Origin of the sequence: Cupriavidus phytorum, assembly GCF_003254285.1 — a bacterium.
Lineage (GTDB): Bacteria > Pseudomonadota > Gammaproteobacteria > Burkholderiales > Burkholderiaceae > Cupriavidus > Cupriavidus phytorum.
In genome coordinates, this window is record NZ_QKZN01000001.1 from 759006 (window position 1) to 784401 (window position 25396).

Here is a 25396-nt window from a genome sequence, read left to right on the forward strand (position 1 = left end):
GTCAGGCAGGCGCGCCTCGCTCCGCAGCCTGGCTTTCCTGCCGGAGCATCACCACGACATGCGCCCACCGCAGGCGGCCGCATGCATCGCCGTGGGCGCGCAGCCCTTGTTTCCTTGCATGCCATGAACATGACTTCGTCCTCCCTGCTGGTCAAGCCGATCCACCTGGTGCCCGCGCAGCGCCGGGCCCCCTCGCCGCTCTCGCCGCTGTCGGCGCTGCTGCGCAAGGAGTTGCGCGGCGACGTGCTGTTCGACCGCGCCGCCCGCGGCCGCTATGCCACCGACGCTTCCATCTACCAGATCATGCCGGTCGGCGTGGTGGTGCCGCGCGACCAGGCCGACCTGGTGCGCGCGCTCGACATCGCCCGCGACCAGCGCGTGCCGGTGCTGGCCCGCGGCGCCGGCACCAGCCAGTGCGGCCAGACCGTGGGCGAGGCGCTGGTCATCGATACCAGCAAATGGCTCAACAACGTGGTCGCCTTCGATGCCGGCGCGCGCACGGTGACGGTGGAGCCCGGCATCGTGCTGGACCACCTGAACGCCTGGCTCAGGCCGCACGGGCTGTGGTTCCCGGTCGACGTTTCCACCGGGGCGCAATGCACCATCGGCGGCATGGCCGGCAACAACTCGTGCGGCTCGCGCTCGATCGCCTACGGCAACATGGTGCATAACGTGCTGGCGATCGATGCGGTGCTGGCGGATGGCAGCGACTGCCACTTCGGCTCGCTGGCGCAACCGGTGGCGGCAGGGCGCACCGAGGGCATCCTTCATGGTCTGCAGCGCATCGCCACACGCGAGCGCGGCGAGATTGCCGAGCGCATGCCCAAGGTGCTGCGCCGCGTCGCCGGCTACAACATCGACCTGTTCGACTGCCAGAACCCGCGCGCCTATACCGACGACGGCTACGCCAACCTCGCGCATATCCTGGTCGGATCCGAAGGCACGCTGGCCTGCAGCCGCCAGCTCACGCTGAAGCTGGCGCCGCTGCCGGCGCACAAGGTGCTGGGCGTGGTCAACTTCCCCACCTTCTACCAGGCGATGGACCTGACGCAGCATATCGTCACGCTGCAACCGGTGGCAGTGGAACTGGTCGACCGCACCATGATCGACCTGTCGATGGAAAACCCAGCCTTCCGCCCGGTGGTCGAGCGCGCGCTGGCCGGCGATCCGCAGGCCATCCTGCTGGTGGAATTCGCCGGCGACGACCGCCAGGCGCTGCTGGCGCAGCTGGACCGGCTGGCCGAGCTGATGGCCGACCTGGGCCTGCCCGGCTCGGTGGTGAAGATGCCGGAAGAGAAGGCGCAGAAGGCGCTGTGGGAGGTGCGCAAGGCCGGCCTGAACATCATGATGAGCATGAAGGGCGACGGCAAGCCGGTCTCGTTCATCGAGGACTGCGCGGTGCCGCTCGAGCACCTGGCGGAATACACGCGCCGGCTGACCGAGGTCTTCCACAAGCACGAGACCGAGGGCACCTGGTACGCCCACGCCAGCGTCGGCACGCTGCACGTGCGGCCAATCCTGGACATGCGCCGCGACGGCGCGCTGCGCATGCGCGAGATCGCTGAAGAGGCGGCCGAGCTGGTGCGCGAATACAAGGGCGCGTATTCCGGCGAGCACGGCGACGGCCTGTGCCGCGGCGAGTGGGTGGCCTGGCAATACGGCCCGCGCATCAACGCCGCGTTCAGCGAGATCAAGGCGCTGTTCGATCCGGACAACCGCTTCAACCCCGACAAGATCGTGCGCCCGCCGCGCATGGATGCGCGAGAGAATTTCCGCTTCGCGCCTGGTTACGCTGCGCTGCCACTGACGCCGGCGCTGGACTGGTCGGCGTGGAATGTGCGGCGCGACCCGATGACGGGCGCCGAGACCGCGCCGGGCACGGGCAACGATACCGCCACCCATGGCCTCGCGTCGGCCGTGGAGATGTGCAACAACAACGGCCACTGCCGCAAGTTCGACGCCGGCACCATGTGCCCCAGCTATCGCGTGACCAAGGACGAGCAGCACGTGACGCGCGGCCGCGCCAACACGCTGCGGCTGGCGCTGACCGGGCAGCTTGGCAGCGACGGGCTGGCCAGTGCCGAAGTGAAGGAAGCGCTGGACCTGTGTGTCTCGTGCAAGGGCTGCAAGCGCGATTGCCCCACCGGCGTCGACATGGCGAAGTTCAAGATCGAGGCGCGCCATGCGTGGACCAGCCGGCACGGCATCAGCCTGCGCGAGCGCATGGTCGCATTCCTGCCGCGCTATGCGCCCGCGGCGAGCCGCGTGCCGGGCCTGCTGGCGCTGGCCGACAGCCTGCCCGGGGTCTCCGGCTGGATCAAGCGCGCGCTCGGGTTTGCCCCGCAGCGTTCGCTGCCGCGCTTCGCCGCGCCGTTCCTGGCGGGACGCGGCAGCACAGCCAACGCTACCGGCAGCCACGCCAATGGGCGCGAAGTGCTGCTCTTCGTCGATACCTTCAGCAACTACATGGAGCCCGACAATGCGCGCGCCGCGCAGGCCGTGCTGGAGGCCGCGGGCTATACCGTGCACTTCAACGTCCGCGCTGGCGAACGTCCGCTGTGCTGCGGCCGGACCTTCCTCGCCGCGGGCCTGGTCGACCAGGCGAAGGCCGAGGCGCGGCGCCTGCTCGATACGCTGCGCCCGTTCGTGGAGCGCGGCGTGCCGGTGGTCGGCCTGGAGCCGTCGTGCCTGCTGTCGCTGCGCGACGAGTTCCTGGGCTATGGCTATGGCGACGAGGCGCGCCAGCTAGCCAGCCTGTCGTTCCTGTTCGAGGAGTTCCTGGTGCGCGAGCGCCAGGCGGGCCGGCTGGCGTTGCCGCTGCGGCCGCTGCAGGTCTCCGAGGCCATCGTGCACGGGCACTGCCACCAGAAGGCGTTCGATGCTTTCACGCCGGTGCAGACCGTGCTGGGGTGGATACCGGACCTGAAGGTGGCGCCGGTGGAGTCGTCGTGCTGCGGCATGGCCGGCAGCTTCGGCTATGAGGCCGAGCATTTCGAAGCATCGCAGGCGATGGCCGAGCTGTCGCTGCTGCCGGCGGTGCGCCGGCGCGGCGCCGATGCCATCGTGGTCGCGGACGGCACCAGCTGCCGCCACCAGATCCGCGACGGCGCGCAGGCCGAGGCCATGCATGTGGCAAGAGTGCTGGCGATGGCGCTGGAGGGCAGCCGCCATGACTGAGCCGATGCTCAATCCGGTCCGGGACCGTGCCCGCCTGCAGCCACCGGCGCCGGCAAGGATCGGCGACCGTGTCGAGGACGTCGCCACGCCGTCGCTGCTGGTCGACCTCGACGCCTTCGACCAGAACGTGGCGCGGATGCAGGCGCTTGCCGATGCCGGCGGCGTCGCGCTGCGCCCACATGCCAAGGCACACAAGTCGGTCGCGATTGCGCAGCGGCAGATCGCCGCCGGCGCGGTCGGCATCTGCTGCCAGAAGCTCAGCGAGGCCTATCCGTTTGCCGCCGCCGGCATTGCCAGCATCCATATCAGCAATGAGTTCGTCGGCGCCGACAAGCTGGCGATGGCGGTGGAGCTGGCCCGGCATGTGGACCTGAGCGTGTGCGTGGACGACGTGCGCCAGGTAACCGCGATCGCCGCCGCCGCGGCGGCCGGCGGGGTGCGTATCACGGTGCTGGCGGAAGCCGACGTCGGGCAGGGGCGGTGCGGCGTCGACAGCCCTGAAGCGCTGGGCCGGCTGGTCGATGCGATCGGCGCGGCGCCGTCGCTGCGTTTCGGCGGGCTGCAGGCGTATCACGGCGGCGCCCAGCACCTGGCGCACTGGACCCAGCGCCGCGACGCGGCCCGGCGCGCCGCCGAACAGGCGGGCGCCTACGTGGCACACCTGCGTGCCCGCGGCATCGCCTGCCCGGTGATCACCGGCGGCGGCAGCGGCACCGCGGAGTTTGATTGCGAGAGCGGCGTCTATACCGAGATCCAGCCCGGCAGCTACGTGTTCCTGGACGGCCACTATGGCGCCAGCGAATGGCCCGGGCGCTTCCAGCCGCGGCACGGCCTGTTTCTGGCGACCACGGTGATGAGCACGGCGCGCGCCGGCGTGGCGGTGTGCGATGCGGGCCTGAAGTCGCTCGCGGTGGATTCGGGGCTGCCGCGCCTGTGGTCCGGCCCGGGCAGCGAGTGGCTGCGCTATGTGGCGGCCAACGACGAGCACGGCGTGCTGCAGGTGCTGGACGAAGACGGCCAGAACCTGCTGGGCAGCAAGCTCTGGCTGGTGCCCGGCCATTGCGACCCCACCGCAAACCTGCACGCGCAATACGTGTGCTGCCGCGACGGGCATGTGGCCGAGCTGTGGGACATCGCGGCGCGCGGCCTGAGCCGCTGATGCCGCCTGGCAGCGCAGGAAAGAGAAGAGGCAACAAGCGGCACCGGGTAGTCAAAGCCAAAGGAGACCAACGATGCAACGCAACACAGTCAGGCAGATCCTGGCGGCCGTGGTGGGTGCCACGGCCTGCCTCAGCGCATGGGCATGGGAGCCGGCCAAGCCGGTCGAGATCGTGGTGCCGTTTAGCGCCGGTGGCGCCTCGGACCAGATGGCACGGTCGATCCAGGGCATCATCGCCAAGCACAAGCTGATGAGCCAGCCGGTGATCGTGCTGAACAAGGCGGGTGCCAGCGGTGCCGAAGGGCTGATGGATACCAGGGCATCGCAGGGCAATCCGCACAAGCTGCTGGTGGCTTCGTCGGCGCTCTACACGGTGCCGATGGTCAGCCACCTGCCGTTCAGCTGGCGCGACCTGACGCCGGTGGCGATGATCGCGCAGGACGAGTTCGTGCTGTGGACCAATGCCGCGGCCCCGTACAAGACCGTCGCGCAGTTCATCGACGCGTCCAGGGCCAGCGCGGGCAAGATCAAGGTCGGCGGCACCAGCTCCAAGCGCGAAGACCAGATCATCAGCGCTCTGGTGCAGAAGAAGACCGGCACCCGCTTTATCTACGTGCCGTACAAGGGCGGCGGCGAGGCCGCCACGCAGCTGTCGGGCCAGCATATCGACGCCAACGTCAACAATCCGTCCGAATCGGTCGGCCAGTGGCGCGCCGGCGAGCATCGCGCGCTGTGCGTGTTCGCGCCGGAGCGCATGGCCTACAACGGCAAGGTCACGCAGAGCCAGAGCTGGCACGACGTGCCGACCTGCAAGGAGCAGGGCCTCGACGTGCAATACCAGATGCTGCGCGTGTTCATGATGCCGGGCGGCGTGACCCCGGAGCAGCAGAAGTACTACGTGGACCTGATGCAGAAGATCGTGGCCACCCCGGAGTGGAAGGAATACCTGGAGAAAAACGCGCTGAAGAACGAGTTCCTGACCGGCAAGGCCCTGACCGACTTCCTGGCGCGCGACGAAGCCGCGCACCGCGACATCATCAAGGAGGCGGGCTTCGTTGCCGCGCGCTGACGCTGGCACCGATCACCAACGGGCTGCGCCGCGCGGCGCAGCCGATGGCCTGAAGCAAGGCGGGGGACAACATGGATTCACAACAGGAAGCGGCGCATGCGGGCGCCGGCATCTCGGTCAAGGCAGTTGAATTGACAGTGGCGCTGTGCCTGCTGGCCGGCGCGCTGGTGGTGATCTGGAGCAACTACGCGATCGGCGCAGGCTGGGCGCCGGACGGGCCGGAAGCGGGCTATTTCCCGATGCGGGTCGGGATCATCATCCTGGTCTGCAGCGTGCTGGTGGGCGTGCAGGCGCTGCGCGCGGACCGCACCGCCGTGTTTGCGACATGGCAGCAACTGCGGCAGGTGGGCGTGATCCTGGTGCCGCTGACCGTGTATGTCGGGCTGATCGGGCTGCTCGGCATCTACGTGGCATCGGCGGCCTTCATCGCCGGCTTCATGGTGTGGGTAGGCAAGGCGGCGTGGTGGAAGGCCGCGCTGACCGGCGTCGGCATCAATGCCTTGCTGTTCTGGATCTTCGAGATCCAGTTCCGCGTACCGCTGCCAAAGGGCCCGCTCGAAGCGGCGCTGGGCTACTAGGGAGGGCGGATCATGGATGAACTCAATGCATTGATGGGCGGCTTCGCCGTGGCGCTGTCGTGGCAGAACGTTGGCCTGATGTTCGTCGGCATCCTGCTTGGCATCGTGGTGGGCGTGCTACCCGGCCTGGGCGGGCCCAACGGGGTGGCGATCCTGCTGCCGCTGACGTTTTCGATGGACCCGGTGTCGGCCATCATCATGCTGTCCTGCATCTACTGGGGCGCATTGTTCGGCGGCGCGATCACCTCGATCCTGTTCAATATTCCGGGCGAAGCCTGGTCGGTGGCGACCACCTTCGACGGCTACCCGATGGCGCAGCGCGGCGAGGCCGGCAAGGCCCTGACCTCGGCCTTCACCGGCTCGTGCCTGGGCGCGCTGGCAGGCGTGCTGCTGATCACCTTCCTGGCGCCGATGGTGGCAAAGTTCGCGCTGCGCTTCGGTCCGCCCGAGTTCTTCGCGGTGTACCTGCTGACCTTCTGCAGCTTCGTCGGCATGGGCAAGGAGTCCAAGCCCAAGATCCTGATCGCGATGTGCCTGGGCTTCGTGCTGGCGGCGGTCGGCATGGACACGGTATCGGGCACGCTGCGCATGACCTTCGGCTCGACCGAGCTGCTGCGCGGCTTCGACTTCCTGGTGGCGGTGATCGGCCTGTTCGGCATCAGCGAGATCCTGATGACGATGGAAGAGGGCGTGGCCTTCCGTGGCAAGCAGGCCCGCATCGACCTGAAGGTGGTGCTGAAGACCTGGGCCGAACTGCCGCGCTACTGGCTGACCGTGGTGCGCTCGTCGGTGATCGGCTGCTGGCTGGGCATCACCCCGGGCGGCGCCACCGCGGCGTCGTTCATGGGCTATGGCGTGGCCAAGCGCATGGCGAAGCATCCCGATTCGTTCGGGCAGGGTAATGTCGAAGGCGTGGTCGCGCCCGAGACCGCAGCACACGCGGCCGGCACCAGCGCGCTGCTGCCGATGCTGGCGCTGGGCATTCCCGGCTCCGCCACCGCGGCGGTGCTGCTGGGCGGCCTGATGATCTGGGGCCTGCAGCCGGGGCCGCTGCTGTTCGCCGAGCAGGGGCCGTTCGTATGGGGCCTGATCGCCAGCATGTACCTGGGCAATATCGTCGGGCTGATCGTGGTGTTGTCGACCGTGCCCCTGTTCGCGGCGATCCTGCGCATTCCGTTCTCGATCATCGCACCGCTGATCCTGGTGATCTGCGCGATCGGCGCATACACCGTGAACGGCGCCTTGTTCGACGTCTGGCTGATGCTGGGCTTCGGCGTGGTGGGCTATGTGTTGAAGAAGCTGGATTACCCGTTGGCGCCGATGGTGCTGGCGCTGGTGCTGGGCGACCGGGCCGAGGACGCGTTCCGGCAAACGATGCTGGTGTCGTCCGGGGCGTTGGATGTGTTCTGGTCGAACGGGCTGGTCGGGACGATCATGGGGTTGGCTGTGTTCGTGCTGGTGTGGCCGGTGGTTAGTGATTTGAGGATGCGGGGGAGGAAGGGTGTTGCCTGAAGGTTGAGTCGTGCTTGGCGAGCCAGCCCGACGAGCTGACCCTGCCGCTTGTTTTCTCCCCTCTCCCGCTTGCGGGAGAGGGGCGGGGGAGAGGGCCGGAGCATCCACGAAGTCACGACTGCAAATCTGCCACTTCACCAGCCAAGGCATGTTTTGATGAATCGACGATCTATCAACGGCGCAGTACGGTTTTTTGGCGGTGGCAAGGGGAATGGATGGTGTGCTCTGAGCAGTTGCTGTTGGTGACATGCTGTCGGCTTTTGAACCGCGTGGTTCCGCCCTCCTGGGCGGGTCACTTTTTGGCCGAGCGCCAAAAAGTAACCAAAAAGCGCGTTTACTGCCCTGCGGGCGGCATGTCTTATCGTAGTGTGCGTGGGGTTTTCGTACGGGGCTGGGCTTCCTCACATAGCGGGACTGCCTGCCGCGGTGGTGCACTATGGTGGGAGGGGCGTTGGAATGATGGTTGAACGAGCCCAGAGCGCGGAGTGGCCCCTGCTGCTGGCCTTGTCGTAGGAACGCCTTCGGCTGCTGCGCCGGCCCTATCGCGGGGCATGGGCCCTGGCACGGTACGCGTCGCTGCGCTTGCTCGGCACGCCAGGCCAGCTTCGCTGCTGCCTCGCGTCCCGCCCGCCTATGGGCGCTCGCCCGCGCTGTCACGGGCGAGCCCAACAGCGTGGCGGTGCCGCTTGTTTTCTCCCCTCTCCCGCGCGCGGGAGAGGGGCGGGGGTGAGGGCGGGCGCATCAACGAAGTCATGGGGCGGAAATCCGCCTGGCGCCGAGCCGTTAGCTAACCAGCCACCGGCCCTTCTGCCATCAACGCATCCAACTTAGCCTTCACCAGCTCCAGCAGACAAAGGGCGCTAAAGCAGGCGTCCGACCGCACACTCTGCTGCTCCAGCAGTACGAGGACGCCTTCTATCCCGGCACGCACTTCATTGAGACACACATTGGCTTCGATCGCATCGACTGTCATGATTGACTCCTTTCAGATTGAGCCACTCTCACTCGACTGAAAGCGAGGGCGGCGGGCCATAGAGCGAGGGTGGAAACCAGTCTCCGGGGGAACCGGCCGGCCTTACGGCCGCCTCACCTGGCCCGCCTTGGAACGATGCGTTCGTGCGAGCACGCAGGTGTGCCGTTGCGGCACACCTGCCCGGAGACTCTGCGGGTTTCCACGCCCGGTCACCGGAAACCCGATGACGTACCCAGTATTCCCTCCCAGAGTCAGGCAGGCGATAAGAGTTGTCTCATTCCAAACAGGCGGGCGAAGCTTGCCGCAAACGCTGGTGCGTGGGAAATCGCTGAGCCCTGAAATGCGATGGGACAGCGATCCGACCTGCTTGCAACTCGCCGCGGCCATCGCCGCCTTACGGTTCCGGCTGCGCCGCCAGCCACGCCGCCTCCGCGTCGCTGAACAGCTCCGAGCGCGTCAGGAAGCGCTTGCCCGTGCGCCCCTCCAGCGAGAACATCCCGCCCGCGCCCAGCACCACGTCGATCACCAGCCGCGTGTGGCGCCAGTACTCGAACTGCGCGCGCGTCATGTAGAACGCGGCGCCGCCGATCCGGCCCAGGCAGACATCGCCCGGGCCCACCAGCAACTCGCCGGCGGGATAGCACATCGGCGCGCTGCCGTCACAGCAGCCGCCGGACTGGTGGAACATCAGCGGGCCGTGCTGCGCGGCGAGCTCGGCGATCAGCGCCAGCGCAGCCGGCGTTGCCACCACGCGCTCCACTGTTACCGCTGGCTGTGCTGAGCTCGCGCCGGCCATGGTCAGAAGAACCCGAGCGCGTTGGGGCTGTAGCTCACCAGCAGGTTCTTGGTCTGCTGGTAGTGGTCGAGCATCATGCGATGGTTCTCGCGGCCGATGCCGGACTGCTTGTAGCCGCCGAACGCGGCATGGGCCGGGTAGGCGTGGTAGCAGTTGGTCCACACGCGCCCGGCCTGGATGCCGCGGCCCATGCGGAACGCGCGCGCGCCGTCGCGCGTCCAGACCCCGGCGCCAAGGCCGTAGAGCGTGTCGTTGGCGATGGCCAGCGCCTCTTCCTCGTCCTTGAAGGTGGTGACCGAGACCACCGGGCCGAAGATCTCTTCCTGGAAGATGCGCATCTTGTTGTGGCCCGCAAACACGGTCGGCTTGACGTAGTAGCCGCCAGCCAGGTCGCCGTCGAACACGTTGCGCTCGCCGCCGGCAAGGCACTGCGCGCCTTCCTTGCGGCCCAGGTCGATATACGACAGGATCTTTTCCAGCTGCTCGGCGGACGCCTGCGCGCCGATCATGGTGCCGGTGTCGAGCGGATGGCCCTGGCGGATCGCGGCCACGCGCTTGAGCGCGCGCTCCATGAAGCGGTCGTAGATCGATTCCTGGATCAGCGCGCGCGACGGGCAGGTGCAGACCTCGCCCTGGTTCAGCGCGAACATGGCAAAGCCTTCCAGCGCCTTGTCGAAGAAGGCGTCGTCGGCGGCGAGCACGTCTTCGAAGAAGATGTTGGGCGACTTGCCGCCCAGTTCCAGCGTGACCGGGATCAGGTTCTGCGAGGCGTACTGCATGATCAGCCGGCCAGTGGTGGTCTCGCCGGTGAAGGCCACCTTGCTGATGCGCGGGCTCGATGCCAGCGGCTTGCCGGCCTCCAGTCCGAAGCCGTTGATTACGTTGACCACGCCCGGCGGCAGCAGGTCGCCGATCACCTCCATCAGCACCAGGATCGAGGCTGGCGTCTGCTCGGCGGGCTTCAGCACCACGCAGTTGCCGGCGGCCAGCGCCGGCGCCAGCTTCCAGGTGGCCATCAGCAGCGGGAAGTTCCACGGGATGATCTGGCCGACCACGCCCAGCGGCTCATGGAAGTGGTAGGCGATGGTGTCGCCGTCGATCTCGGAAATGCCGCCTTCCTGCGCGCGGATGCAGCCGGCGAAGTAGCGGAAGTGGTCGACCGCCAGCGGCAGGTCGGCGGCGGTGGTCTCGCGCACCGGCTTGCCGTTGTCGATGCTCTCTGCCACCGCGAGCAGCTTCAGGTTGGCCTCGATGCGGTCCGCGATGCGGTTCAGGATATTGGCGCGCTCGGTGGTGGAGGTGCGCGCCCACGCGGCCTTGGCGGCGTGCGCGGCATCCAGCGCGGCGTCGACGTCCTGCTGGTTCGAGCGCGGCACGCGCGTGAACGGCTTGCCGGTGATCGGCGTGATGGACTCGAAGTACTCGCCCCCGGCGGGCGGCACCCACTGGCCGCCGATGTAGTTGTCGTACTGCTGCTTGTAGGGGTTGCTGACGCCCAGCTGGGCGATTTCCGCCATGTTCATGTCTCGCTCCGTTCGAGTGATCTGTGTGGTGCCGTCACGGCGTGGGCCGTGCGCACGGGAGCAGATCGCAAGAGGTGTGCCGGGGCGGGAGAGGGCGGAAAAGGGCGTAAAAGCGGGGAGAAACCGAAGATCTGGCCGCGGAATCGGGCCAGGTGTGCCAGTGCGTGACAGCGGGTGTTCAGGATTGGAACACTCGGCGGATTCGGTGGTTATGCAACAGCGTTAGCGCTTGCTGATATCTTACGCAATCGCACCCCTCTCCCGCGCGCGGGAGAGGGGTGGGGGAGAGGGCCGGAGCGTCCACGAAGTAAAGCGCGTCGGTATGCCAGCGCCTGCCCTCTCCCCCGGCCCCTCTCCCGCAAGTGGGAGAGGGGAGCAAACCGGCGGGATGATTAGCGCCGCAGGCAGGCGATTAGCGCCGCAAGCAAGCGTCAATGCCCCGGCCCGGCCGCGCGCAGCGCCTTCACATCACCCGGCTTCACATCGGCCGCCTGCCCGCCCCACGTCGCGCGCAGGTAGTTGGCCAGCTGCGCCAGCTCTTCATCGCTCATGCGTTCGGCAAAGCCCGGCATTTCCTGCATCGCCTCCACACCCGGAAAGCGCTGCGCCGCGATGCCGTCCAGCATCGACACGAGCAGGTTGCGCGCGTCGGCGTTGCGAACCGTCGAGTTGCCGGCCATCGACACCGCCACGTGCGGCTTGCCTTCGCCCTCGCGGCCGTGGCAGCCCGCGCAGACGGCGACGTAGTGGCGGCGGCCCGGTGCCAGTTGCGCGGCGTCGGCGCTCACGGCCTTGACCGGCTGCGGCGCCGGCGGCTGGTCGCCAAGCAGGTAGGTGGTCATCGCGGCCAGGTCGGCCTGGTTCAGGTACTGGCTGCTCAGATGCACCACCGGGTACATTTCGCCGAAGGCCGAGCCTTGCGGCGCGATGCCGGTGGCGAAGAACTGCTGCAGGTCGGCGGCGGTCCAGCCGCGCGCGGCCAGGCCGGCGGGCGTGATGTCCGGCGCGCCGACGCGCGCCAGCGCGGAACCGGCCAGCGGCTTCGACAGGTCCAGCCGGCCGAACGCGGCGCGCGGCGTGTGGCACTCGGCGCAGTGGCCCAGCGCGTTGGACAGGTAGCGGCCGCGCTGCCACGATGCCGAATTGCCCTTGGACGCGTCCGGCAGCTTGTCCTCGAGGAACAGCAGGTTCCAGCCCGCCAGCGCGAAGCGAAGGTTATACGGGAACTGCAGGTCGTGCGGACGGTTGGCCACGGCGGCCGGCTTCACCTGCATCAGGTAGGCGTACATGGCATCCGAATCCGCGCGCGACAGGCCGCGGTACGAGGTGTACGGCATCGCCGGGTACAGCTGCTTGCCCGAGGCCTTGCCGTCATGCAGCGCCTTGTAAAAGTCGTCCGCGCTCCAGTTGCCGATGCCGTGGGTCTTGTCCGGCGTGATGTTGGTGCCGTAGAAGGTGCCGAAGGGCGAGGCCAGTTCCACGCCGCCGGCGAACGGCGCGCCCTGCGGCGCGGTATGGCAGGCGGCGCAGTCGGCGGCGCGCACCAGGTAGCGGCCGCGCGCGATCTGCTCGGCGGGCGACAGCTGGCCCTGCGGCGCCTGGTCGGCGGCGGGGGCAATGGCTTCGGTGCGGCTGCCGCAGCCGGCCATGACCGCGGCCGCGGCAATGGCTGCGAGCGCGGCGCGCGTGGCGATCATCAGGGGCGTGCGCTGCATCACTTGTCGCTCCCGCTGTCCAGCACCAGGCCCGGCGTGCTGGTGATCACGTCCTTCACCGCCTCGTAGTAGCGCACGTAGCCGGTGCAGCGGCAGATATGGCCGTCCAGCGCCCGGGTGATGGTGGCCTCGACCTGGTCCTTCGGCACCGGCTTGCGCTTGAGCTGTTCCACCAGGATGGTGGCGCCGTTGACGAAGCCGGGCGTGCAATACCCGCACTGGAAGCTGAAATGCTCCAGGAACTTCTGCTGCACCGGCGTCAGCTCGACCACCTCGCCTTGCTCGTTGCGCTTGCCGTGGCCTTCCACGGTGCGCACCTTGCGGCCATGGAACCAGTGCGCGCCGGTGATGCAGCTGCGCACTTCCTCGCTGGTGCCGTCGGGCTTGTCGTGGATCACCACGCAGGCGTGGCAGATGCCCTGGCCGCAGCCCAGGCGCGAGCCGGTCAGGTCCAGGTATTCATGCAGGAAATCGATCATCATCAGGCCTTCGGGCACGTCGACCGGGCCGACGTCCTTGCCGTTGAGGTTGAGCGTGATGGGCTGGGTGGCGATGCTCATGCCAGTACCTCCTGGATCTTGGCCGCCGTCACCGGCAGGTCGGTGAAGCGGTGGCCGATGGCATGCGCGATGCCGTTGACGATGGCGCCCACCACCGGGATCATCACCACCTCGGCGATGCCCTTGGGCGGGTCGGTTTCGGTGACCGGCGGCAGCACCGTGCCGGTCTGGCTCCACACCGCCACGTCGCTGGCGCGCGGCAGGTGGTAGCGGTTGAAGTTCCAGGTGCCGTTGCCGGGGCCGTCCTCGTACAGCGGCAGGTATTCATGCAGCGCGTGGCCGATGCCCATGGCGATGCCGCCCTGCAGCTGGCCGGACACCAGTTGCGGCGACAACTGCGTGCCGCATTCCATGATCGAGTGGTGCGACAGGATTTCCACCTTGCCGCTGGCCTCGTGCACCGACAGCTCGACGAAGGTGCCGACCGCGCTGTAGTAGGTCACCGCGGCGTTGTTGCGCTGCGTGGGGGCGATATGTACCTTGCTGCGATCGAGCACATGCCAGCCGCCCGGGCTGCGCATGCGCGCCTTGCGTGCTGCATCGGCGCCGTCGCCGTAGCGCACCGACAGGCCATCGACCGGCAGCCGCGCAGCCTGTCCGTTGATGTCGAAATCGGCCTCGCTCCATTGCCAGCGGTTGAAGGCGTGCACGGTGGCGCCGGTCACCAGCCCCAGCTCGTGCGCCTTGGCCGCGAGCTGCTCCAGCGGCAGCGCCTGCAGGCCGCCGGCGCTGAGCTTGCCGTCGACCCAGCGCGCGTCTTCCACGCGCACCACCAGCGAGGCCGCCTGGCCGCCGCCGATGCCCCGGCTCCAGATCGCCATCGCCGCCGGCCACAGGCCGTGCAGGAACACCACGCGCGCGGCCTCGCGCGTGCTGTGCGTGAAGTAGTAGGCCGAGTTGGTGGCGCTGGCGGGCGACGCATAGGCCGGCGACCAGCGCGGATTGGCCGACAGCCTGTCCTGCTCGGCCTGGCTCATCAGGTAGGGATCGCCGGAGCTGGTCACCGGCAGGTCGGTCCAGTCGGTGACGGAGGTGCGCACCTCGCCCGCGGGCTTGCCGAGCCAGCGCGCCACCGCGGCGGCCTGCGAGGTCGACATGCCGGTGCCGATCTCGGCGCCCGAGTGATGCAGCACGATGCTGCCGTCGGCCTTCAGCTCGACCTTGGCGAACGACGCTTCCGCGCCGGTGCCGAAGTCTTTCTGCACGCAGGCAAAGCCCACGCCATAGCGCCGGCCCGGGTGGGCGGCTTCGTACTCGGCCTTCTTGCTGGCGCGATGGGTCCACAGCGGATAGGCCTTCGCCGCCTCCAGCACCTCGTCGACGCGGATCGCGCCGGCGGGGATCGCGCCCTGGGTGTTCTTCATGCCCGAGCGCAGCGCGTTCTTCAGCCGGAATTCGATCGGGTCGAGCTTGAGCTGCTCGGCGAATTCGTCGACCATCATCTCGGTCGCGGCCATGCTCTGCAGCGTGCCGTAGCCGCGCGCCGAGCCCGCATCGACGGCGCGCGAGGCGATCGCCACCGCGGTCAGGTCGTTGTTGGGGAAGTAATAGATCGACTGCGCCGCGGTGGCGCCGACCATTGCCACCGACGGCGAGAAGTTGGAGCGCCCGCCGCCGTTGGCTTCGAGGTCGCCCTGGAACGCCTGGAACAGGCCCGTGTTGCGGTCCACCGCGATGCGGTAGCGCATCCTGAAGGCATGGCGCTTGATCGAGGTCTGGAACTGCTCGTAGCGGTCGTTGGCCAGCCGCACCGGCTTGCCGTCGGCGTACAGCGCCGTGACCAGGCCATAGAACGGGAAGTTGTAGTGGTCCTTGGAGCCGTAGCCGACCGTGTAGCACGGGTGCAGGAACACCTGCTTCACCGGGAATGCGCCCCTGGCCTTCGCCAGCATCTCGGCCACGCTTTCGGCGACCTCGTTGGGCCCTTGCGTCGGCACCACCATGTGCAGCGCCTGCGCGGCGGCGTCGTACCAGCAGTTGGCGTTGTCGGGCTCGAGCGCGGCGGTGTCGACCGACTGCGAGTTGTACTCGCGCTCCAGCACCAGCCAGTCGTCGGACGGCCTGGCCAGCTGCGCGCGGATCCGCGCGGCGTGGTGCATGCCCTGTTCGCCGAGCTGGCCGTGGTCCTTGCCGTCCGGCCAGACCGGCTGGTGCTTGCGCATCATGCTGGGGAACACCGGCGCGTGCTTCAGGCTGGAGAACACGTCATCCGAATAGGGCGTGGCGCCGCCCACGCGCACGAAGCGGAAGGTGCCCCACGGGTCGCGTTCCAGTGGGCCGGTGCCGGCGCCATAGCGGATCACGTCGTCGCGGAACTTGAGCTTGTCCTTGGCAAAGCGGAAGCGCGCGAAGTCGTGGTAGATCAGGATCGCCACCGCATGGCCCAGGTAGGCGGGCGTCTTGCCGGCGGGCAGCAGCATGTCGTCGCCGTAGAAGGCGGGAAAGGCGACGCCGTCACGGGCCAGGTCGTCGGCGGTGACGACGCGGTCGGGCTTGAGTTCGTCGCCCAGCACGCCGAGGTCGAAGCCCTCGTAGACGCAGTCGGCCCGGGTGGCGCGCAGGATGAAGGCATGCGACTGCTGCCGCGGCCAGTGCGGCATGTCGCGCGAGCGGATATCGCGCGCGAACACCTTGGCGCCGGTGACCTTGGCGATGCCGTCGATGCGGAACCGGGGCGCGCCGGCCTTGGCGTCCCACTGCACGGGGGTCAGGATCTTGTCTTCGAACAAGGCCGCGAAAGCCTTGCCGCCGATGGGTGCGATATAGACCGACACCCCGGCCACGACGCTGGCTTTGAGGAAGGTGCGCCGTGAAGGGTTGAAGCTGGGCATGGATTTCCTTGGGGATTGCGCAAGATTGCGCGGCAAGGGCAGCCATCCGCGGGCCAGTCCGGGGGCTGGCGCGGATACGGTTCAGGTGTTCAGGGGACGCGGCCGCGATGGTGCGGCCGCTGCAGGGCATGGCGTGCCGCCAGTCACTACGGCTGCGGCGCGGGTGAATCGGGGCGGGGCATGGTTGTCATGGTCCTGGCGCTGAACGGCTGCGCTGACCCCGCGATTGTCGCCGTGGCCTAGGGTTTACCTCAAGGCAGGGCCTTGAATAGTGGTTATCAGCCAGCGCGAATATTCCCCCGCCGGCTGTCCGCTCAGGTCCTTGCGTTCAGGCCTTCGGCCGCGCCGACGCCGGGTCGTAGGGCGCGCGCAGGTGCACGCGCGCGGGCAGCAGGGCGCCGGCGAGGTCGACGTGGTAGCTGCCGGCTTCCAGCCACGCCGCATCGGCCGGCCCGTCCTCGCGCGCCAGCAGCGCCATGCCGACCGGGCAGCCCAGCGTATGGCCGAAGGCGGCGGAACTGAGCGATCCCACCGCGCGCACGCTGCCGTCGGGGCCGGTGCGCAGCACGGCCTCGCCGCCCCACAGCATGGCATCGCTGGCGCCGTCGACCGTCACGACCACCATGCGCCGCTTGGGCGCGCCCGCCTGGCGCAGCCGCAGCAGCGCTTCACGCCCGCGGAAGTCGATGCCGCTGGGCAGCTTGCAGGCGAACGCCAGTCCCGCCTCGAACGGGTTGACCGACGGCGACAGCTCGCGGCCCCAGGCGCGGTAGCCCTTTTCCAGCCGCAGCGACTCGATCGCGTAGTAGCCGGCATTGACCAGCCCGAGCGTGCGGCCGGCCTCATGCAGGGTCTCGTACACGCCCACCGCGAATTCGACCGGAACGTACAGTTCCCAGCCCAGCTCGCCGACGTAGGTCAGGCGGGTCGCGCGCACGGTGGCGTAGCCCAGGTCGATCTCGCGCGAGCTGCCGAACGGGAAGCCTTCGTTGGAGAAATCCGCGCGCGACACCTTCTGCAGCAGCTCGCGCGAGCGCGGTCCCATCACCGCCAGCACCGCGTACTGGCCGGTGACATCGACGATCACGCAGCGCTGGTCCGCGGGGATCAGCCGCTCGATATAGCTGAAGTCGCGCGTGGTCTGCGCCGAACCCGTCACCACCAGATACTGGTCGTGCGCCAGCCGCGTCACGGTCAGGTCGGATTCATAGGTGCCGCGTTCGTTGAGCATCGCGGTATAGACGGTCTGGCCCGGCGGCACCGCCACGTCGTTGCTCATCACGTACTGCAGCACCGCCTCGGCGTCGGCGCCCTTGACCAGGTACTTGGAGAACGAGCTCATGTCGAACAGCGCCACGCCTTCGCGGCAGGCGCGGTGCTCGGCGCCGCTCCACGGCAGCCAGTTCTGCTGGCCGAAGGCGTATTCGATCTGTGGCGATGCGCCCGCCGGCGCGAAGAAGTTGGGCCGCTCCCAGCCCATCTTGCTGCCGAAGCTGGCGCCGGCATCGCGCAGCTGCCCATACAGCGGCGAGCGGCGGAACGGGCGCGCAGTTTCCAGTTCGCGGTTCGGCCAGGGCATCGCGTAATGCAGCCCGAGCGTTTCCTTGACGCGGTCGTGCAGCCAGCTCTGGTTGCCGTTGAAGCCGGCGAAGCGGCGGATATCGACCGGCCACAGGTCCATGGTGGGCTCGCCCGCGACGATCCATTCGGCCAGCGCCATGCCGGCGCCGCCGGCCGAGGCGATGCCCATCGAATTGAAGCCCGCGCCGACGTAGAAGTTGCGCAGCTCCGGCGCCTCGCCCAGGATGAAATTGTTGTCCGGCGTGAACGATTCCGGGCCGTTGTAGAACTGCCTGACCTGCGCGGTTTCCAGCGCCGGCACGCGCACCAGCGCGTTTTCCATCAGGATCTGGAACTGGTCCCAGTCGTCGGGCAGAAGCTGGAACTCGAACGGCTCCGGGATGCCCTGCATGCCCCAGGGCTTGGCGTCCGGCTCGAAGCCGCCCATCACCAGCCCGCCGACTTCCTCCTTGAAATAGATGAAGCCATCGGGGTCACGCATCACCGGCAGGTCGGGATGCACGCCGGCAATGCGCTCGGTGACGATGTAGTAGTGCTCGGCCGAATGCAGCGGCACGGTCACGCCGCACATCTGCCCCACCTGGCGTGCCCACTGCCCGGCGCAATTGACCACGATCTCAGCTTCGATGCGGCCTTCGTCGCCGGCCTTGCTGCGCCAGCTGACGCCGGTGGCGCGGCCATCGCGGGTATGGATCGCGGTGATCTTCGTGTCCTGCGCAATGCGGACGCCGCGGCTGCGCGCGCCGCGTGCCAGCGCCTGGGTCAGGTCGGTCGGGTTGGCCTTGCCGTCGCCGGGCAGCCAGACCGCGCCGAGCAGGTCGTCGGTGCGCATGACCGGCCACAGTTCGCCGGCCTGCGCGGGCGAGATCACCTCGCATTCCACCCCATAGGCGCGCGCCACCGCCGCGGTGCGGCGCAGCTGCGTCATGCGCTCGGCGGTGCGCGCGACCGACAGCGAGCCGCATTGCTTCCAGCCGGTGCCGAGGCCGGTGTCCGCTTCCAGTTCGCTGTAGAGCTGCGTGGAATAGCGGATCAGCCTGGTCATGCTTTCCTGCGAACGCAGCTGGCCGACCAGCCCGGCTGCGTGCCAGGTGGTGCCGCACGACAGCTGGCCTTGCTCCAGCAGCACCACGTCGGTCCAGCCGAGCCTGGTCAGGTGGTAGGCAACGCTGCAGCCGATGATGCCGCCGCCGATGATGACGACGCGGGTGTGGGCAGGAAGGGCAGGAGACATGATGTTCAGCGCGCGGGGCGAAGGCGGTGGAGGATGCATGCCATGGTATGCCACAAAACGCCAATAAACAACGCAAAACGCAACAGACCCGTCAGCGCCTCAACGCGCCAGCTGCAGCGTGACGATGCCCAGCAGCACCAGCGCAGTGGCCACCACGCGGCGCCGGTCGAAAGCCTCGCGCAGCAGGAAGTGCCCCAGCAACGCGGCAAAGATCACGCTCGACTCGCGCAGCGCCGCCAGCTTGGCCACTGGCGCCATGGTCATGGCCCACAGCATCAGCGCATACGAGCCGACGCGGTTGATGCCGCCGATGCCGGCGCGCTTCCATTCCGTACGCAGCAGCGCCAGCAGTGACGTGCCGCGGCGGGCAAAGGCATAGCCGGGCATGAACACATGCGACATTGCCTGCAGCCAGACAATGTAGGTCAGCACCTCGCCATGGCGCTTGACCGCGGTGCCGTCGATCACGGTGCCGCCCGCCAGGCAGGCCCCGGCCAGCAGCGCGAAGCCAAGCAGGTCGGGCGCCTGCCGGCGCCAGTGCACCAGGCTGACCAGCCCGCAGCAGATCAGCGCAATGCCGGCATAGCCGCCGGGGCCCAGCCGTTCGCTGCCGCTCAGCAACAGCAGCATCGCCACCATCATCGGCGCCGAGCCGCGCATCAGCGGATACGCCTGGCTGAAGTCGCCGCGGTTGTAGGCGGCCACCAAAGACAGCTTGTAGACCACCTCCAGCGCCACCGTGGCCAGCAGGAACGGCCATACCTGCGGTGCCGGCATGGGCACCAGGAACAGGAACGGCAGCGCCACCAGCAGGCAGAAGGTGTCGATCAGCGCCATCGACGACAACCTGTCGCCGCCGATCTTGACGATGGCGTTCCACGACGCATGCATCAGCGCCGACAGCATCACGGCGGCAAAGGCAAGGCCGTGGAAATCGGGGGGGAGGGACATGAAGGGTAGTTGTTCTTGTGATCTGCTGGTGCATTCGTACGCCCGCTTGTTTGCTCCCCTCTCCCGCGCGCGGGAGAGGGGTTGGGGGAGAGGGCCGGCGGTGGCAATAGCGCAGGCATGCGCCGCGCGACGAGGCAGATTGTGTCGTCGCAATTCGGGCGCCTGCAATACTGCAAGCTCCTGCCTTCTCCCCCGCCCCTCTCCCGCAGGCGGGAGAGGGGAGCTTGCTGCTGGGCGTTGGAGGAATATGAGCTACGCCGCCTCCGCCAACTGCCCCTGCATCTCGATCCCCATCTCCCTCAGCACCTCGCCGATCGCCGTCACCACGTTACGCATCTCGTTGTCGTCGATCGCGCCGATGCAGCCGACGCGGAAGGTTTCCACCTGGGTCAGCTTGCCCGGGTACAGGATGTAGCCGCGCTCTCGCACCTTGGCGTAGAAGGTCTTGAAGTCATAGCGCGCATCCGCCGGTGCGTGGAAGGTGACGATGATCGGCGCCTGCACCGCCGCCGGCAGGAAGGTGCGGAAGCCCAGCGCCGCCATGCCCTGCACCAGCGTGTCGCAGTTGCGGCGATAGCGCGCGCCGCGCACCGGCTGGCCGCCTTCTTCCAGGAACTGGTCCAGCGCCGCGCGGAATGCCGCCACCACGTGCGTCGGCGGGGTGAAGCGCCACTGCGTGGTCTTCTGCATGTAGACGTACTGGTCGTAGAGGTCGAGCGCGAGCGAGTGGCTGTTGCCCTGGCTGGCTTCCAGCACGTCTTTCCTCACCAGCACGAAGCCCATGCCGGGCACGCCCTCGATGCACTTGCCGGTGGCGGCCACCAGCGCATCGAACGGCATGGTGCGGGCATCGATCTCGATCGCGCCGAACGAGCTCATGGCATCGACGATCAGGCCCTTGCCCAGGCGCTGGCACAGCAGGGCGATGTCCTGCAGCGGGTTGAGCACGCCGGCGCCGGTCTCGCAGTGCACCTGCGCCACGTGCGTGATCGACGGGTCGCGCCGCAGCGCTTCCTCGATCAGCGCTGCGGTGGCGGGCTGGTCTTCCGGGATCGGCAACTCCACGCTGGCGCGGCCGACCACCTTGCAGATCTTCAGGATGCGCTGGCAATAGGCGCCGTTCTGCGGCACCAGCACCTTGCCGTCGCGTGGCACCACGTTGGCGATCGCCGCTTCCACCGAGAAGGTGCCGCTGCCCTGCATCGGCACGCACACATGGGTGCCTTCGCCGTGGACGATGCGCACCAGGTCGTCGCACAGGCTGCGCGTGATGCTGTTGAAGCTGGCATCCCACGAGCCCCAGTCGCGCAGCATGGCCTGCTTGGTGGCGAGCGAGGTGGTCAGGGGGCCGGGGGTCAGAAGGATCGGGTCGTTGCCGCGGATCATGGTGAGCTCCTGATTGGGAAGGAGTGAATGAGGGAAGATCAGTCGTTGCCCTGGCCCTGGCGCCAGGCCTGGGTCTTGCAATCGAGAACGCGTTGCAGCAGGTAATAGAGCAGGCAGGCGCCGGCGGAGGTCAGCACCACCAGCGTGGCCATTGCCGCGGCCGGGCCGATGTCGCCGGACTCGTCCAGGTTGACGATCTCGACCGAGGCCAGCTTGGTGTCGGCGCCGTACAGGAACACCACCGCCGAGACCGTGGTCATCGCATTGATGAACAGGTAGCGCGAGATCTCGAGGATGGCGGGCAGGCAGGCCGGCACCGTGACCTTGAAGAAGGTCTTGTAGAACGGCACCTTGAGCGATGCCGACACGGCCTCGAACTCGCTGTCGAGCTGCTTGAGCGCGGTCACGGCGGTCAGGTGGCACGACGCGTAGTAGTGGACGATGGTCACCAGCACCAGGATGCCCAGGGTCTGGTACAGCCCGTGCAGGGGATTGGCCTGCGGCACGAAGAAAAAGATGTAGCCCAGCCCCAGCACCAGCCCCGGCACGCCCATCGGCAGCACCGCCATCAGCCGCACGAAGCCGCGCAGCCAGTCCATGCCGCGGGTCTTCTCCAGCAGGTAGGCGGTGGCGAAGATGAACACCGGCCCGATCACCGCGGCCAGGCCCGCCATGCGCAAGCTGTTCAGGTAGGAATCGACCACGCCGCCCTCGACCAGCCCGACCCGGTAGTGGTTCAGCGACAGCGAGAAGTTGTATGGCCACAGCTTGACGAAGGACGCGTACACCGCCATGCCCATCACCGCCAGCATCAGCGCCGCCATCAGCCAGCAGAACACCGCCATGGCCATGTCATAGCGCGGGCTGCGGCGCGGCACGTAGGGCACCGAGCGCGCCGACATCAGCGCCATCTGGCGGCGCTGCACGCGCGCGTCGACGCAGTAGGTCACGGCCACCGGCACCAGCAGCATCAGCGACACCACCGCGCCCTGCGAGAAGTCCTGCATGCCGATCACCAGCTTGTAGATATCGGTCGCCAGCATGTGGAAGTTGCCGCCGATCACCTTGGGGATGCCGAAGTCCGAGATCGCATAGGTGAACACCACCATGGCGGCGCTGACCAGCCCGTAGCGCGCGCCCGGCACGGTGATGGTGAAGAACTTGCGCACGGTCGAGGTGCCCAGCGCATCGGCGGCCTCATACAGCCGCGCATCCGTCAGCGACAGCGCCGTGATCAGGATCATCAGCGCATGCGGAAAGGTAGCGAACACCAGCGACGCGACGATGCCCAGCGGCCCGTAGATCTGCGTGCTGCCCATCCACGGCTTGAACAGCCCCTGGTTGCCGAACCAGAAGATGAACGAGATCGCCGCCAGCAATGAGGGCGCCAGCAGCGGTATCAGTGCCAGGTTGCGCAACAGGCCCTTGCAGGCGATGCGGCTGCGCGTGAGTGCATAGGCGAAGCCGAACGCCAGCGGCACCGTGATGCAGGTGGCCAGCGCCGAGACCCACAGGCTGTTCCACACCGAGCGCAGCAGCGCGGGCGACTCGAAGTAGGCGCGGAAGTGGGCGATGCCGGCCAGGGTGCCGTCGCGGTTCTGCACGCTCTTGGCCAGGATCATCACGATCGGCGCCAGCACGAAGCAGGCCAGCGCCAGCGCGGCCAGTGCCAGCAGCACGTGGGCCAGGCGGTCGGTCCAGTGCGCGCGCACCGCGGTGGCGACCAGCGCCGGCGAGATCGGCGATGCCTGCGGCGAGGGCTGCGCGCCGGGGTTGGCGGGCCCCGTCGGCGCGCTGGCCGAGGCGGGGGCTAGGGTGTCGGTAGCCGGCAGGGAGGCAGACGTGGTGGCCGGCGCCGCAGTGAGGCTCATGCGCATGCGTGGCGGAAGATGCGGATACGGTCAGCGGGAATGGCCAGGCGCAGCCGGTCGCCGGTGTGCGGGCGCAGCTCGTGCAGGTCATTGAGCGAGAGGTCGGCATACAGCGCGCCACCGGGCGCGCCGGCGGCACCCGCTGCCGCGGGCGCGGTGTCGGGCAGCCGCAGCGTCAGCCGCGAGAAGGCGCCGAGGAATTCGATCTTGTCGACGGTGGCCTCCAGCACATTGGGGCCATGCTGTTCGATGCCGCGCACGCAGACGTCTTCGGGGCGGAAGAACACCTGCACGTCCTCGTCGGGGCAGCAGCCCGCCGGCGCGGCGCAGCGCATGCGCACGCCGCCCAGGTGCAGCTCGCCGTCGCCGCAGACGCGCGCGCCCAGCATGTTGGTCTTGCCGACGAAGTCCGCCGCGAACGGCGTGGCCGGGCGCTGGTAGACCTGCGCCGGGGTGCCGACCTGCTCGATCGCGCCCTGGTTCATCACCACGATGCGGTCCGCCATCGACAGCGCCTCTTCCTGGTCGTGCGTGACCAGGATGGTGGTGATGTTCAGGCGCTGCTGCAGCGCGCGGATCTCGCTGCGCAGGCGCACCCGCACGCGCGCGTCGAGCGCCGACAGCGGCTCGTCCAGCAACAGCAGGCCGGGCGAGGTGGCCAGCGCGCGCGCGATCGCCACGCGCTGCTGCTGGCCGCCCGACAGCTGCGCCGGGTACTGGTTGCCGCGGTCGGGCAGTCCCACCAGCGTCAGCAGTTCCGCCACGCGCGCGCGGCGCTGGTTGCGCGGCATGCGCCGGTTGACCAGGCCGTAGGCGACGTTGTCGGCCACGGTCAGGTTGGGGAACAGCGCATAGGACTGGAACACGATGCCGTAGTCGCGCTCCATCGGCGGCAGCGTGGAGATATCGCGCCCGCCCTGGTGGATGGTGCCGGCGTTCTGCGATTCCAGCCCCGCGATGATGCGCAGCAGCGTGGTCTTGCCGCAGCCCGACGGGCCCAGGAAGCACAGCAGCTCGCCCTGGCGCACGTCGAGGTCGATGTTGTGCAGGGCGACGAAGGCGCTGCTGCTGCCGCCGAAGCGCTTGTGGATGCCTTTCAGGCTGAGATAGGTCTCGGCCGTGGATGTGGGGGCTTGCATGGCGTGGGAGTCCTCGCGCGATGTGGTATCGATCTTTGCCGTTCGTCCCGCTTTCGCGGGACGACGGGTGGCTACTGCTTGGCCTCCGACTTGCTGGCGTAGCGCTTCTGCCATTCGGTCAGCACGCGCTCGCGGTTTTTGGCGATATAGCCGAAATCGTTCTTGACCAGCATCTGCTCGTAGTTGGCGGGAATGGTCTCGACCTTTCTCGCCACGCCGGGGTAGGCCACGATGGCCCAGTCCTTGGCGAACAGATGGTTGGCTTCCTTGCTGGCCAGCCAGTCCAGGTAGCGTTGCGCGGCCTCCATCTTCTTCGTGCCCTTGACGATGCCGGCGGCCTCGATGTCGTAGCCCAGGCCCTCCTTGGGGAAGATCATCTCGATCGGCGCGCCCGCGGCCAGGGTCTTGTGCGCGCGCAGCTCGAACGAGATGCCGATCGGGAATTCGCCGGAGCCGGCCTGCTTGCAGGGCTTGGAACCCGAATGCGTGTACTGGGCGATGTTCTCGTGCAGCGCGTCCATGTACTTCCAGCCCTCCTGTTCGCCGTAGAGCTGCAGCCACGCGGTCACGTCGAGGAAGCCGGTGCCGGACGAGGCCGGGTTGGGCATCACGATGGTGCCCTTGTAGACCGGCTTCGCCAGGTCCTTCCAGGTCTCGGGGCGGGGCAGGTTGCGCTTCTTGGCCTCGATGGTGTTGAAGCAGATGGTCGCGCCCCACACATCCAGCCCCACCCACGACGGCGGCGTGGCCTTGTCGCTGTAGTCGCGCGTCAGCTTCTCGAAGCCCTTGGGGGTGTAGGGCACCAGCATCCCTTCCTGCTTGAGCAGTTCCAGGCTCGACGCCGCCAGCCCGGCGATCACGTCGGCCTGCGGGTTGGCTTTCTCGGCCAGGGCCTTGGCGGTGATCACGCCGGTGGAATCGCGCACGTATTTCAGCTCGATATCGGGCGCCACCTTGGCGAAGCCTTCGGCATAGGGCTTGAGGGTCTCGGTTTCCCACGCCGTATAGACGGTGAGCGTGGTCTTCTGGGCCAGCGCGGTGCCGGAGGCGGCTAGCGCAAGCAGGGTCGCGGCGGTGCGCAGGGTGGTGGTGAAGGACGGTTGCATGGGGACTCCTTCCGGCATTGTAGGTGGAGAAATGTGTCAATGTGGTGAATTTGTTGCAATGCCACGGGGCGCGCTGCACAACATCGAATCACCGTGAAACCCTTGTGCTACAACACTTGCAAGACATGTGCCCGACTTTTGGCGCTTGCTTCGTCACCCATCTGACTGCGCCGATGTCTTGATTGTTGACAATATACAAACCGCTTGCTTTAATGGCAATAAGGATTTTCGATAC

Annotated in this window: 17 protein-coding genes; 5 read left to right on the forward strand and 12 right to left on the reverse strand. The window is 68.0% G+C overall.

What is annotated here, in order from left to right:
• The first annotated feature begins 123 nt into the window (after positions 1 to 123).
• From C7416_RS03275 to C7416_RS03295, 5 genes are all read left to right on the forward strand, one after another.
• Entirely contained in the window at positions 124 to 3177 is a 3054-nt protein-coding gene (locus tag C7416_RS03275; RefSeq protein ID WP_111517089.1) for an FAD-binding and (Fe-S)-binding domain-containing protein, read from the forward strand.
• Positions 3170 to 4336 (forward strand): DSD1 family PLP-dependent enzyme, encoded by a 1167-nt coding sequence (locus C7416_RS03280; RefSeq protein ID WP_240988299.1) that lies wholly within the window; start codon positions 3170 to 3172, stop codon positions 4334 to 4336. Before C7416_RS03275 ends, C7416_RS03280 begins: the two co-directional genes overlap by 8 nt.
• Before the next feature lie 73 nt (positions 4337 to 4409).
• Positions 4410 to 5405 (forward strand): Bug family tripartite tricarboxylate transporter substrate binding protein, encoded by a 996-nt coding sequence (locus C7416_RS03285; RefSeq protein WP_111517091.1) that lies wholly within the window; start codon positions 4410 to 4412, stop codon positions 5403 to 5405.
• A 71-nt stretch (positions 5406 to 5476) separates the two neighbouring features.
• Positions 5477 to 5983 (forward strand): tripartite tricarboxylate transporter TctB family protein, encoded by a 507-nt coding sequence (locus C7416_RS03290; protein WP_111517092.1) that lies wholly within the window; start codon positions 5477 to 5479, stop codon positions 5981 to 5983.
• A gap of 12 nt (positions 5984 to 5995) precedes the next feature.
• Complete coding sequence (locus C7416_RS03295) at positions 5996 to 7495, forward strand: tripartite tricarboxylate transporter permease (RefSeq protein ID WP_111517093.1); 1500 nt, start codon at positions 5996 to 5998, stop codon at positions 7493 to 7495.
• Positions 7496 to 8282: 787 nt separating this feature from the next.
• Here the strand turns inward: C7416_RS03295 and C7416_RS03300 are convergent.
• From C7416_RS03300 to C7416_RS03355, 12 genes are all read right to left on the reverse strand, one after another.
• Positions 8283 to 8468, reverse strand: a complete 186-nt coding sequence (locus C7416_RS03300) for a DUF1484 family protein (protein ID WP_240988298.1) — start codon at positions 8466 to 8468, stop codon at positions 8283 to 8285.
• Positions 8469 to 8862: 394 nt separating this feature from the next.
• Positions 8863 to 9264 (reverse strand): DUF779 domain-containing protein, encoded by a 402-nt coding sequence (locus C7416_RS03305; protein ID WP_111517095.1) that lies wholly within the window; start codon positions 9262 to 9264, stop codon positions 8863 to 8865.
• A gap of 2 nt (positions 9265 to 9266) precedes the next feature.
• Positions 9267 to 10787, reverse strand: a complete 1521-nt coding sequence (gene adh, locus C7416_RS03310) for an aldehyde dehydrogenase (RefSeq protein ID WP_111517096.1) — start codon at positions 10785 to 10787, stop codon at positions 9267 to 9269.
• 431 nt (positions 10788 to 11218) lie between these two features.
• On the reverse strand, positions 11219 to 12502 hold the full coding sequence (locus C7416_RS03315; protein ID WP_111517097.1) for a c-type cytochrome: 1284 nt from the start codon (positions 12500 to 12502) through the stop codon (positions 11219 to 11221).
• A complete protein-coding gene (locus tag C7416_RS03320) occupies positions 12502 to 13062 on the reverse strand; it encodes a (2Fe-2S)-binding protein (protein WP_111517098.1) in 561 nt (186 codons plus the stop codon). The genes C7416_RS03315 and C7416_RS03320 overlap by 1 nt, the downstream gene beginning before the upstream one ends.
• Entirely contained in the window at positions 13059 to 15893 is a 2835-nt protein-coding gene (locus C7416_RS03325; RefSeq protein WP_111517099.1) for a xanthine dehydrogenase family protein molybdopterin-binding subunit, read from the reverse strand. Before C7416_RS03325 ends, C7416_RS03320 begins: the two co-directional genes overlap by 4 nt.
• 328 nt (positions 15894 to 16221) lie before the next feature.
• A complete protein-coding gene (locus C7416_RS03330) occupies positions 16222 to 18708 on the reverse strand; it encodes a GcvT family protein (RefSeq protein WP_111517487.1) in 2487 nt (828 codons plus the stop codon).
• A 99-nt stretch (positions 18709 to 18807) separates the two neighbouring features.
• Complete coding sequence (locus C7416_RS03335; RefSeq protein WP_111517100.1) at positions 18808 to 19659, reverse strand: EamA family transporter; 852 nt, start codon at positions 19657 to 19659, stop codon at positions 18808 to 18810.
• A gap of 252 nt (positions 19660 to 19911) precedes the next feature.
• Positions 19912 to 21045 (reverse strand): 2-aminoethylphosphonate--pyruvate transaminase, encoded by a 1134-nt coding sequence (locus C7416_RS03340; RefSeq protein WP_111517101.1) that lies wholly within the window; start codon positions 21043 to 21045, stop codon positions 19912 to 19914.
• A gap of 38 nt (positions 21046 to 21083) precedes the next feature.
• Complete coding sequence (locus C7416_RS03345) at positions 21084 to 22922, reverse strand: putative 2-aminoethylphosphonate ABC transporter permease subunit (protein ID WP_111517102.1); 1839 nt, start codon at positions 22920 to 22922, stop codon at positions 21084 to 21086.
• Positions 22913 to 24055 carry a putative 2-aminoethylphosphonate ABC transporter ATP-binding protein gene (locus C7416_RS03350; RefSeq protein ID WP_111517103.1) on the reverse strand — a complete coding sequence of 381 codons (1143 nt, stop codon included), beginning with the start codon at positions 24053 to 24055 and terminating at the stop codon, positions 22913 to 22915. Before C7416_RS03350 ends, C7416_RS03345 begins: the two co-directional genes overlap by 10 nt.
• Positions 24056 to 24126: 71 nt before the next feature.
• Positions 24127 to 25161: a putative 2-aminoethylphosphonate ABC transporter substrate-binding protein gene (locus C7416_RS03355; protein ID WP_111517104.1), complete on the reverse strand. Its 1035-nt coding sequence runs from the start codon at positions 25159 to 25161 to the stop codon at positions 24127 to 24129.
• Between the last annotated feature and the right edge of the window lie 235 nt (positions 25162 to 25396).